Below are 10,681 nucleotides of genomic sequence, written 5' to 3' on the forward strand. Positions count from 1 at the left end.
CCGCATGATATACAAATCACATTAAGATCAAATGCCATAGCTCAAACCTGCCCTTACATAGTGACTCAAGCTTCCACTTTTATAATACTCGTATCGACGATTGTCAAGCCCTTGGTGGTAAGGGCGTAAAAAGCGGGGGCTGGCAATTGCCCTTCGTTTATTATGCTTTTGCAATTTTTAGCGTTCTACGAAGGCTTGATGGGCAAAAGTCATCTCAAGCGGTATGATCTTTATGCCTTTAACGTAATTCCAGTAACCAGTCACATTGTTCATCCAATATAAAGTGATCCACGGAGCATCTTCTACTATTATCTCTTGGGCTTCTTTGTAAATTTCCTTACGCTTTTGTGGGTCCACAGTACGCATACCTGCCTCTATTAATTCGTCAACTTTGGGATTCTTGTAGAAACTGTAGTTATCGTCGGGAGCCCAATTGGCGGAGTGAAACAGCGGGCGAAGCGCCCAATCGGCATCCCCCGTCGATGGAGACCAGCCAAGAAGGTACATGTCCACATCGTTTTCATTCAAGGGCTTAGAGAGCGTTGCAATATATGTACCCCATTCCATTGTGACGAGCTTCGCATCAACGCCTATGTCTTTCAGGTATGCCTGTACTGCTTCTGCGACCTTAAAATCCATCAAGTAGCGCCCATGGGGTGTCATTAAGTTTACGGAAAGTTTTTGTCCGTTTTTTTCGAGGATCCCGTCACCGTTTGTATCTTTCCATCCGGCCTCCGCAAGTAGTTCTTTGCCTTTTTGCGGATCGTAAGGATAGCCTCTAACTTCTGCATAGCCGTTGGTCATTGGGGACATTGGGGTATCTGTCGGCACGCCCATGCCTTTTAGAATGTTATCGCATATGGCCTTTTTGTCTACGGCATAGTTAAAGGCACGACGCACTAGAACGTCCTTTGTCACGCCTTTTTGACAATTCATGCCTATATAAATGACGCGGAGAGATGGTGCAATTTCTACCACCAAGTCTTTACGGGCTTTTAGATGTTCGATGTCAAAGGGAGAAAGCCTCTCGGCTACATCAAGTTCTCCCGTTTCGAGCATCATTGTGCGTGCCGTGTCCTCGGGCACCACCTTAAATAAGAGTTCATCGAGTTTTGGTCTGCCTCCATGGTAGCCATCGAAAGCTGTGAATTTTATCTGGTCGCCGACAGCCCACTCCTTGAACTTAAACGGACCGGTGCCGGATGGCTTTCGCCTTATGTCCGCCTTGGCATCGATTAAAGTAGGGTCTACGATAATGCCTGCAGTGTGGCAGAGCGTGTGGAGGAAGGGGCCAAACGATTCTGGCAGGATGAATTGCACAGTATAATCATCTATTACCTTCACTTCACCGATGACGGGTTTATAAAGAGAACTTCTTTTCAGTCCGCCTGCAAGGATTCTATCGAAGTTCTTTTTGACTGCCTTGGCGTTGAAGTCAGCGCCGGAGTGAAATTTGACGCCCTTCTTCAAGTGAAACGTCCACGTTTTCCCGTCATCAGAAACGCTCCAATCCGTAGCGAGTTTAGGGATGATGTTCATATTTTCGTCAAAACCTATAAGCCCTTCGTATATATGGTGACAGACCTCTTCCGAGGGATTGTCAGTCACGTCGGCAGGATCTAACGCCACAGGTTCAACTCCTTGCCCTATAACGAGCTTCATGGTTGCCGTTGCGGATGACGATCCCATGACGAAAAAACCAAGTGCTACGCATAATAGCACAGTAACCAAACGTTTCATTTCTTTTTCCCCCTTTTAAACAAATGATCTTGCGATGATCGATTATATTTTACCCCAAACCAATCTGCCCTTGGCCACTACGCCTGCCAAATTCCATGTATTATCGAATATGAGGAAATCTGCATCAAAACCCACCTCTATTTTGCCTTTGCAGCCAAGCCCCAACCTTTCGGCGGGATTTGTCGAAAAGACAGCGAGTGCCTTTTCAGGCCCTATTACATCCAGCATGCGCAAAAACTGGGTCATTAAGTCTTCGGGCGTAGTTATCCTTACATCTAACAAATGACCCTCGGAATCGAAAAGCGGAGAGCTTCCTCCCGCATCCGAGCTTACAGTAATGCGATCGAGCGGAACTCCAGCCTCAAGAAGATGTATCACAGCCTCATATGCCTGAGGGCAATTCATGTCGCTAATAGCCGTAAAATCTACATTTCCCCCCTCAAGGGCAAATTTTAGGGCTTCCTCCAATATTGCCTCGTTTCTGTTCATGTGGGTCGGCAGGAAGTGATACAGCGGAATGGAGGTCCTTTTATTTGTCTCCCGCACAATGTAAAGGGGATCGGGGCAGGTGCCGACGTGCAAGTGGAATATCCCCACCTTGCCGCTCAAAATTCCTGCCACGCGTACCTGCGAAGCAAGGCGCATAAACTCTTCTACCGTTGGGTGGGATGATCGGTGATCCGCTATAGCAGCTTTTAATCCCAACACCTTCTCTATGGCAATGATATCTACGGCCACATCTCCGGTGATGGTGATTGGTGGAATTTTATAAGATCCTGTGAATATATATGTCGATATACCTTGGGCTTCCAAAGCGTAAGCCTTCTGCAGTACTTCCATGACACTTCTGGCATAGCTGTCAGTCCCCAGCAAGCCAACGGCTGTGGTTATGCCTGATTCCAAAAGCGAAGATACGCTCAAAGGCTCTGCCCTGAAAAGCGGTCCTCCTTCCCCGCCTGCCCCAGCAAAATGTACATGAAGGTCTATGAGTCCCGGCGTGAGGATGAAATTCGATAGGTCGAATGTTTTTGTCTCTATAGGCATGGAGCCAATGCCACTTTCAACAGCTAACACCTTGCTATAGCCAACAAATATATCTACACTGCCCAGATCCTGAGGGGCAAAGGTACGTACGTTTTTCAACAACATGATTTTTTCCCTCCTCTGTAGGATTTCAAATCAAATGGCATGTAACCCATCGGCCTGGCATTACTTCTCTAAAATCCGGCATCTTTATCATGCAAATATCGATAGCCTTACGGCAGCGTGGATTGAAGGGGCAACCGGGAGGGGGGTTTATGGGGCTAGGAATATCCCCTTCTATGACCTTGTTTTCTATATCCTCAGGAGGGAAGGATATCTTTGGAATGCTTCTTAAAAGCGCCTGGGTATAAGGGTGAAGGGGCTGGGAAAAGAGGACTTCCTTTGGCGAGCTTTCCATGATCTTGCCCAAATACATGACAGCCACATCGTGGCTTATATGCCTCACCACAGCTAAGTTGTGAGATATAAAGAGGTACGAAAGGCCTCGCGATCGCTGGAGATCCTTAAGCAGGTTTAATATCTGGGCTTGCACTGATACATCAAGTGCGCTCGTTGGTTCGTCTAAGACGATAAATTCAGGGTTAAGGGCAAGTGCTCGAGCGATGGCTATGCGTTGCCTTTGACCGCCGGAAAATTCATGCGGATAGCGGCTCAAGTGATCTTCCCTAAGTCCCACTTCTGCTAGGATTGCTGCCGCTCGTTCCGTAAGCTCCTTGTCGTTTTTTACCAAACCGTGGAGCTTCATCCCCCTCCCGATAATATCCCTTACCGTCATGCGTGGGTTAAGGGAGGCGAAGGGGTTTTGAAAGACTATTTGAGCTCGCCTCCTAAATTCTCGAGGATTTCTTGCCAGGAATTCTTCAATCGACTTGCCATCATAGAGGATCCTGCCGCCCGAGGGTTTGATCAGCCCTAAAAGCAATAATCCCGTGGTGGACTTGCCGCTGCCGGATTCTCCCACAAGGCCCAGTGTCTCGCCCACCTCGACGGAGAGAGAAACGCCATCCACGGCCCTTACCCACCCGGCAGGTTTTGACGTAACGATGCCTCCCCTTATAGGAAAGTGCTTATACAAGCCTTCCGCACTAATCAGCGTAGGCATAGCAAGCCACCTCATGGTATGGCTTCACGGCTTTAAACGCAGGCCTTTTGGACTTGCATATCTCCATTGCCCATGGACAGCGTGGATGAAAGCGACACCCTGCGGGAGGATTTATGGGGTTTGGTAGTGTGCCTTCTATGACAGCAAGCTCGCTTATGTCCTCATCGACCCTGGGAATGGCCGCCAGCAGCCCTTGCGTGTATGGATGCAGAGGGCTTTGAAAGAGGCCTTCCACCCTTCCCTGCTCTACGATCAACCCAGAATACATGACAGCTACTCTATGGGCCATCGTGGAAATAACGCCGAGGTCGTGGGAAATCAAGAGCACGCTGCTTCCGTAATCTCGTTGCAATATCTTTATCAGGCTTAGGATCTGAGCCTGGATGGAGACATCGAGCGCCGTGGTAGGTTCATCTGCTATCAAAAGCTTTGGGTTTAGCGAGAGGGCCATGGCTATCATGACTCGTTGCTTCATGCCGCCCGAAAGTTGGTGCGGGTAGCGGTTAACCGCTGTATGCGGATCCGGGATGTTGACAAGTCCGAAAAGCTCGACAGCCTTGAGCATGGCCTCACGAATGGGGGTTTTCAGGTGCGCCCATATGGCTTCAGCCACTTGAAATCCTACCCTGAGGACCGGATTTAAGCTGCTTGCTGGATCTTGGAAAATCATTGCAATATCCTTCCCCCGGATGCGGCGCATCTGCTGTTCTGACAGAGAAAGCAGATCCTTTCCCTTGAAGAGTATGCTTCCTCGTACGATTTTGCCGGGAGGAGAGGGGATGAGCCCCATGATTGAGGTAGCTGTTACAGACTTGCCACAACCTGTCTCCCCTACAAGGCCCAATATCTCTCCTTCGTTTATTGAAAACGAAATGCCATCAAGGGCTTTTATTATCCCTTCATCGGTGTAAAAGTATGTTGCAAGGTCTTTTACTTCAAGCAGCGGCTCCATCTATCTTACTCCTTGAGCCTCGGATTTAGGGCATCTTGCAGGCCATCTCCAAGGAAATTAAATCCTAATACCGTGATCATAATGGCAAGGCCGGGAAAGAGAGCTACATGAGGGGCTGACCGAAGATACATCCGAGCACTTGATAGCATGGTGCCCCACTCAGGATTGGGAGGTTGTACTCCCAAACCCAAGAAACCAAGTCCTGAGGCTGTAAGTAACACCGTAGCCATGCGAAGCGTCGTCTGGACGATTATTGGAGAAAGGGCATTTGGAAGGACATAGCGAAGAATCACTGCCGCGTCGCTTTCGCCTATTGCCTTCGCTCCGATGACATACTCGTTTGCGCTGACGGCAAGCACTGCCCCTCTGGTAATGCGTGCAAATTGTGGAACAGAGTAAATACCGATTGCTATGATGAGATTCCTCAAGCTGGGGCCCAACATTGCCACGATGGCAAGGGCCAAAAGCATTCCCGGAAATGCAAGTAATATGTCCATGAAGCGCATGATCACCTCGTCAACCTTGCCGCCATAATATCCCCCAAGGGCACCGAGGAAAATCCCGATGAGGAGTGCGAGTATGACTGAGCTTAACTGTATTAAAAGTGATATTCGTGCACCCCAGATGATGCGAGAGCATATATCCCTCCCAAATTCGTCGCAACCTAAAAAATGCTCGGTACCCGGCGAAAAAAAGCTTTTAGCAAGATTCTGTTTGGTGGGATCATAGGGGGATATATAGGGAGCAAAGATGGCACATGCAACATAGAGGGACACAATAAAAAGCCCCACTATAGCGATTTTGTTCTTCTTCAGGCGGCGCCACGCAGTATGTGCCGGGCGTTTGGCAGATGCTTTAGTCATAACGAATCCTCGGATCTAAGAAGGCATAAAGCACGTCTACGCCCAAATTGACCAGAACAAAAAGGCCTGCTACCAAAAGGAGAGAAGCCTGCACTACTGGGTAGTCCCTGGCCATAATTGAGTCGACGATCAATCTTCCTACCCCTGGCCAGGAAAAAACGGTTTCTGTGAGCACGGCTCCCGCCAACATATATCCAAACTCTAATCCAACCACGGTGACTGTTGGTATCAAGGCATTCCTCAAAGCATGACGGTAGATCACGATTCTGGAGGGTAAGCCTTTCGACTTGGCAGTCGTTATGTAATCTTGCCTTAAGATCTCCATCATGCTGGAACGTGTCATCCTAGCTATTACTCCAGCAGAAGAAGTGCCCAACACGATCGCGGGAAGGACTAAATACCGCAAACCGCCCATGCCCCCCGATGGAAGCCACATCAAATATACTGAAAATATCATAATCAAGACGAGTCCCCACCAAAAGACAGGCATTGATACGCCAAGGAGGGCCATCGTAGTCGAAAGATAGTCTACAATAGAGTGGCGTCGAACAGCAGAAAGTATCCCAGCTACCGTTCCCACAGCTACGGCTACTACGATGCTCGCGCAGGCAAGCTTAAGGGTGTTAAAAATCCTTGGAATGATGACGCTCGCCGCAGGCATCTCGTATTTGAGGGATATGAGGCTGCCATCAAAGAGGCCTTTTAAGAACATAAAGTATTGGATAAAGAGGGGCTTATCCAAGCCGAAGCGAACTCGCAGGGCTGCTACATCTTCCGCGGAAGCTTCAAGCCCGGCCAAAAGCTCCGCAGGATCTCCGGGTGCCAAGTGTAACATAAGGAAAGCGATGATCGAAACGCCTACGAGAACAGGGATAAGGAGTATAAGCCTTCTGATAATGAACTTTATCATATAGCTTCCTCCGTTTTGTCTTTTGTTCCACAACGTTTTTAAGTGTATCGCCAATGCAAATATATTGACTATCTATCAAGAACACTATGTGGACTGCTAAGTAAATTACAGTCCGCAGCAACTCTAAAGATGCGCAACAGTATTATATGCACTCTATGGGCTAAAGACTTTTGGATGCTAAATATCATTATAAAGCACCACTAACGCTATGTGCAAATAAGAGAACTGTTTAAGGTTACGTAATAAGCCCACCTAAGTTGGGTGTCTCGGGGTTACCACGAAAATCCTCCAAGGGCTAAAGGAGCAGTCTGAAGGTTTGAGTCAAACCTTCTTTCGTTGCAAGTTGCGGTATCTTAGAAATATTTCTGTAGCAAAGTATGCTAGGGCGGCAACGATAATTATCACAGCGCCTGATGTTAAGTTAAGTTTGTAAGCCATTGTTAGGCCTGTTAGCGAAAAAACGAGGCTCAAGAAAGATGAGGTTGCCATCATGCCGACTAAGGAGCGACAAAACCTTTCTGCTATGTAGGGCGGAATGGAAAAAAGCGCTATTACCAATATAAGCCCCACTATTCTTATCATCAGGACCACTGAAAAGGATACGAGAACTATGACGGCAAAATGAAGAAAGTTGACCGGGATTCCTCTGGTGCGAGCATAATCTTCGTCGTAAGAATAGACCAGCAAATGTCCGTAAAAGGTTGGCACGAAGGCACAAAGAATCAAGGCAAAAACACTCATCAAAATTATATCTCTCTTGGTTACCATTAATATGCTGCCAAATAAATAGCTCATCAGGTCTCCCCCGTATCCGGGAGCGAGGTCGGAAAAGACAACACCTATAGCCATGCCGACTGCCCAGGTAATGCTCACGATGGTGTCAGCTCTGGATTGCGCCTTGAGCGTCGCCCATGCCATAAAAAGAGAAGAGACCAAAGCAAAGCCTAAAGCTCCAAGCTGTGGCGAAAATCCAAAAAAAAGCGCCATGCCCACGCCTCCGTAAGCGGCGTGTGCTACTCCTCCTGCCATGGAGACTAACCGCTTGCTCACCACGATCGTTCCCATTATGCCACAGATGAAACTGGCAAGGACCGCTGCTGCTAAGGCGTTGCGCATGAAGTCGTATTGAAGGGCTTCAAGCATCTTGCTCACCGTCATGTTTTGACAACACCCGATGGGGTATGCCGTGGGCTACGATCTCCACTGGACAAGCCCCGTAGGCCATTTGAAGCATTTCAGGAGTTATTTCGTTTGAGTCATGGTAGTAGACAGTACCGTTTACGCAGGCTACGGCTGTCGCATAGCTCGTTATGACGGTCATGTCATGACTCACGAGCACTACGGTTATCTTTTCGTTGAGCTCTCGCAGCTTATCATAAAGTATCTTTTGAGCTTCGATGTCCACGTTTGCCGTTGGTTCGTCCAAGAGTAAAATCTTGGGCTGAGAGGTCAATGCCCTTGCAATCAATACGCGCTGGCGTTGCCCTTGCGATAGTTCGCTCATCATGGCTGAAGCGTATTCGTTCATTCCCATCGTCTTTAAGGCTTCATATGCCATCTCTTTGTCTTCTTTGGTATAAAAACACTTTATACCGCGCAGTCTTCCCATGAGCACTACATCCAGCACTCGTACAGGAAAATCGAGATTAAAATTTGTGTTTTGGGGGACATATCCCATTAAGTGCAAGGCCTGCCTTGGTTCAAGGCCGTCGAAAAGCCTTACTTCCCCTCTTCGAGGGACGCAAAGTCCCAAGACAAGTTTAAGTAAGGTTGTTTTCCCTCCCCCATTTGGTCCGATTATGACCAAAAATTCCTTTGGAGGAACTGAAAAGGAGACCTGGCGAAGCACAAAGGAGTTGTTGTAGGAAAACCACACGTCTTTGAATAAAATGTCATAAGCAGGAGACCTTTGTTGGGACATTTATAACACCCTCGAAAAAATTCTTGCCACTGCCTTTAAGTTGTCAGCCCAGTCTTTGGACAAGGGATCGATCTCGATTATTTGCGCGCCTATGGCTTTTGCCACGGCTTGAGCTCCCTTTTTTGAATGCTGAGGCGAGACGAAGATCACTTTAATCCCCTCTTTTCGTGCCTCCTCTATTAGACGGACTAACTGAGCTCCCTTGGGTTCCTTTCCTTCGACCTCTATCGGGACTTGAATGAGACCATAGTCACTTGCGAAGTGCCCCCATGCCGGATGAAAGACCAAGAATTTCTTGCCTCGCACCGCTTTTAAAATATTCCATATCTCTTCGTCTAGGGCCACAATATCCTTTAACAAATCCTGATAGTTTTTTCTGTAAACCTCTACTCCTTCTGGGCTGACAAGGGCGAGGCTTCGGTAAACATCGTCGGCGATCTTTAATGCTACAAGAGGAGAAGTCCAAATGTGAGGATCAGAGCCCTGACATTTTTCATCGTGATCTTCCATGCTTGTGGCTCCTGAACTAATGTCTACTACGAGTAAGTCTGGATTTGAAGATTTTATCTTCGGCAGGATGTTCGTCTCAAAAGGAAAGTTCGTCGAAAAATAAATTCGTGCCTTTGAAAGTGCCACCATTTGTCTGGGTTTTGGTTCGAAGGCGTGGGGGTCATCCTTTGGACCTATCAGTGATTCCACCTGAACTTCATGGCCTCCTATGCGTTCGATGAAGTACGCAATTGGCGGCACTGAGGTGAATACTATCGTCTTATCATTGCCAAAAGCCGTAGTCTCATTGGCAAGTGACGTTGATATCAATATGATCGCGAGCAGGAAAAAAGTTTCAAAAAAACGTTTATACTTCACCCCGTGCTCCTCCTTCATTAGCTGAAGCGGACTGTGCCTTTTTGCAACATTCCGTACACAAGCCTTCGGCAGTAACCAGCAGTCGATGTACCCGGAACCCTTTTTTCTTTAGCGCTCCGATCTCTTTGAGGCTTTTATCTAGAGGCTGTAAGCAAAATAATTTTCCGCACTCCTCACAATGAAAGTGTGCATGTGGAAGGTCGAAGGAGCCCGCCTTGCCGTAATATCGGCAATTTCCGACCTCAGCCACATACTTAATAAGACCCACGTTCTCAAAGGCATTGATTGTACGGTAAACGGTCGCAAGGTCTATGGTTTCTTCGTCTTCCTTTTCAGCAAGCAGGTGGTGCAATTCTCCTGCGGTAAAGTGACAGCTGCATTCGCATATTTTTAGAAAGATGGCAACACGCTGCTTTGTAGCCGCCAGACCCTTTTTCTTTAAAATGTCTCTTGCCATATTTTCGTTCATGTAAAGTATTTTATCCTGTTTGCAAATCATTTGCAAACAGGATAAAACCTTCGAGATTTCATGATCATGTTATAATCCTGTCAGAATAACCTATCGTGAGCCTCTCCAAGAAATGTTTCACGTGAAACATTTCTTGGAGAGAAATAAAGATAAATGGAGGCGATGAGTCATGGAAGTGCTTCATGCACCTTGGCGCATGAAATATATTGCCGAATCGAGTTCCAAGAATATGGATTGTATTTTTTGCGAATTCGTGAAGGAAAATGAAGACGAGAAAAGGCTGATTTTATATAGAGGCAAAAAAGCATTTATAATGTTAAACGCCTTTCCCTACAATCCCGGACATTTGATGGTGGCGCCCTTTCGCCACACGGGCGATTACGACGCGTTGAGCGAGGAAGAGATTTTGGAGTTAAACCTCTTGGTTCAAAGGTGCATAAAAGTCATCAAAAAAACCATGAATCCCCATGGCTTCAACATTGGAGTAAATATGGGCAAAGTAGCTGGAGCTGGCTTCGAGGGGCATGTCCATGTGCATATAGTGCCCAGGTGGGAAGGCGATACGAACTTTATGCCAGTTGTAGGGGAGACCAAGGTGATACCGGAAGCCCTGGATGTAACTTATAAAAAACTCAAGGAGGCATGGGAAGAATAAGTGGCAAAAGGCAGCGTCTATTTGGAACCTGGAGAAAATGCAAAAGTGGAGTTGACCATAAGAAGGTCTCGTTTCATAGGCCACCTCAGGGTTGCCGGGTCAGTAGAAGAGGCAAAAAAGATCATCAGAGAAATATCAAAAGAGCATTCCAATGCAAC

The 10,681-nt window shown here is 47.4% G+C and carries 11 protein-coding genes; 1 reads left to right on the plus strand and 10 read right to left on the minus strand.

The window, feature by feature from the left end; translation table 11 throughout:
- Nucleotides 1-177 precede the first annotated feature (177 nt).
- The 10 genes from Q7P41_RS03040 to Q7P41_RS03085 all read right to left on the minus strand — a co-directional run bounded on the left by Q7P41_RS03040 (nt 178) and on the right by Q7P41_RS03085 (nt 9,868).
- Nucleotides 178-1,740, minus strand: coding sequence for a glutathione ABC transporter substrate-binding protein (locus tag Q7P41_RS03040; protein ID WP_303882026.1), 1,563 nt, complete (start codon nt 1,738-1,740; stop codon nt 178-180).
- Between the two features lie 42 nt (nt 1,741-1,782).
- Nucleotides 1,783-2,889 (minus strand): beta-aspartyl-peptidase, encoded by a 1,107-nt coding sequence (gene iadA / locus Q7P41_RS03045; protein WP_303882028.1) that lies wholly within the window; start codon nt 2,887-2,889, stop codon nt 1,783-1,785.
- A 25-nt stretch (nt 2,890-2,914) separates the two neighbouring features.
- Entirely contained in the window at nt 2,915-3,886 is a 972-nt protein-coding gene (locus Q7P41_RS03050) for an ABC transporter ATP-binding protein (RefSeq protein ID WP_303882030.1), read from the minus strand.
- Entirely contained in the window at nt 3,870-4,838 is a 969-nt protein-coding gene (locus Q7P41_RS03055) for an ABC transporter ATP-binding protein (RefSeq protein ID WP_303882031.1), read from the minus strand. The genes Q7P41_RS03050 and Q7P41_RS03055 overlap by 17 nt, the downstream gene beginning before the upstream one ends.
- A 5-nt stretch (nt 4,839-4,843) precedes the next feature.
- Complete coding sequence (locus Q7P41_RS03060) at nt 4,844-5,701, minus strand: ABC transporter permease (protein WP_303882033.1); 858 nt, start codon at nt 5,699-5,701, stop codon at nt 4,844-4,846.
- A complete protein-coding gene (locus Q7P41_RS03065; protein WP_303882035.1) occupies nt 5,694-6,611 on the minus strand; it encodes an ABC transporter permease in 918 nt (305 codons plus the stop codon). Before Q7P41_RS03065 ends, Q7P41_RS03060 begins: the two co-directional genes overlap by 8 nt.
- A 321-nt stretch (nt 6,612-6,932) precedes the next feature.
- Nucleotides 6,933-7,769: a metal ABC transporter permease gene (locus tag Q7P41_RS03070; protein ID WP_303882036.1), complete on the minus strand. Its 837-nt coding sequence runs from the start codon at nt 7,767-7,769 to the stop codon at nt 6,933-6,935.
- Nucleotides 7,747-8,532 (minus strand): metal ABC transporter ATP-binding protein, encoded by a 786-nt coding sequence (locus Q7P41_RS03075; RefSeq protein WP_303882037.1) that lies wholly within the window; start codon nt 8,530-8,532, stop codon nt 7,747-7,749. Before Q7P41_RS03075 ends, Q7P41_RS03070 begins: the two co-directional genes overlap by 23 nt.
- Entirely contained in the window at nt 8,533-9,399 is an 867-nt protein-coding gene (locus Q7P41_RS03080; protein ID WP_303882038.1) for a metal ABC transporter solute-binding protein, Zn/Mn family, read from the minus strand. It lies immediately after the preceding gene.
- Entirely contained in the window at nt 9,389-9,868 is a 480-nt protein-coding gene (locus Q7P41_RS03085; protein WP_303882039.1) for a Fur family transcriptional regulator, read from the minus strand. The genes Q7P41_RS03080 and Q7P41_RS03085 overlap by 11 nt, the downstream gene beginning before the upstream one ends.
- Nucleotides 9,869-10,037: 169 nt before the next feature.
- Here Q7P41_RS03085 and Q7P41_RS03090 point away from each other — a divergent pair, with 169 nt between their 5' ends.
- Complete coding sequence (locus tag Q7P41_RS03090) at nt 10,038-10,523, plus strand: HIT domain-containing protein (protein ID WP_303882041.1); 486 nt, start codon at nt 10,038-10,040, stop codon at nt 10,521-10,523.
- The last annotated feature ends 158 nt before the right edge of the window (nt 10,524-10,681 follow it).

The organism is Acetomicrobium mobile, assembly GCF_937920065.1.

What these genes read in the sequence shown, in the direction of transcription:
- Q7P41_RS03060 (WP_303882033.1), bottom strand. Translation starts at nt 5,701, where the DNA reads ATGACTAAAGCATCTGCCAAACGCCCGGCACATACTGCGTGGCGCCGC.
- iadA (WP_303882028.1), bottom strand. Translation starts at nt 2,889, where the DNA reads ATGTTGTTGAAAAACGTACGTACCTTTGCCCCTCAGGATCTGGGCAGT.
- Q7P41_RS03075 (WP_303882037.1), bottom strand. Translation starts at nt 8,532, where the DNA reads ATGTCCCAACAAAGGTCTCCTGCTTATGACATTTTATTCAAAGACGTG.
- Q7P41_RS03055 (WP_303882031.1), bottom strand. Translation starts at nt 4,838, where the DNA reads ATGGAGCCGCTGCTTGAAGTAAAAGACCTTGCAACATACTTTTACACC.
- Q7P41_RS03070 (WP_303882036.1), bottom strand. Translation starts at nt 7,769, where the DNA reads ATGACGGTGAGCAAGATGCTTGAAGCCCTTCAATACGACTTCATGCGC.
- Q7P41_RS03090 (WP_303882041.1), top strand. Translation starts at nt 10,038, where the DNA reads ATGGAAGTGCTTCATGCACCTTGGCGCATGAAATATATTGCCGAATCG.
- Q7P41_RS03050 (WP_303882030.1), bottom strand. Translation starts at nt 3,886, where the DNA reads ATGCCTACGCTGATTAGTGCGGAAGGCTTGTATAAGCACTTTCCTATA.
- Q7P41_RS03085 (WP_303882039.1), bottom strand. Translation starts at nt 9,868, where the DNA reads ATGAACGAAAATATGGCAAGAGACATTTTAAAGAAAAAGGGTCTGGCG.
- Q7P41_RS03040 (WP_303882026.1), bottom strand. Translation starts at nt 1,740, where the DNA reads ATGAAACGTTTGGTTACTGTGCTATTATGCGTAGCACTTGGTTTTTTC.
- Q7P41_RS03065 (WP_303882035.1), bottom strand. Translation starts at nt 6,611, where the DNA reads ATGATAAAGTTCATTATCAGAAGGCTTATACTCCTTATCCCTGTTCTC.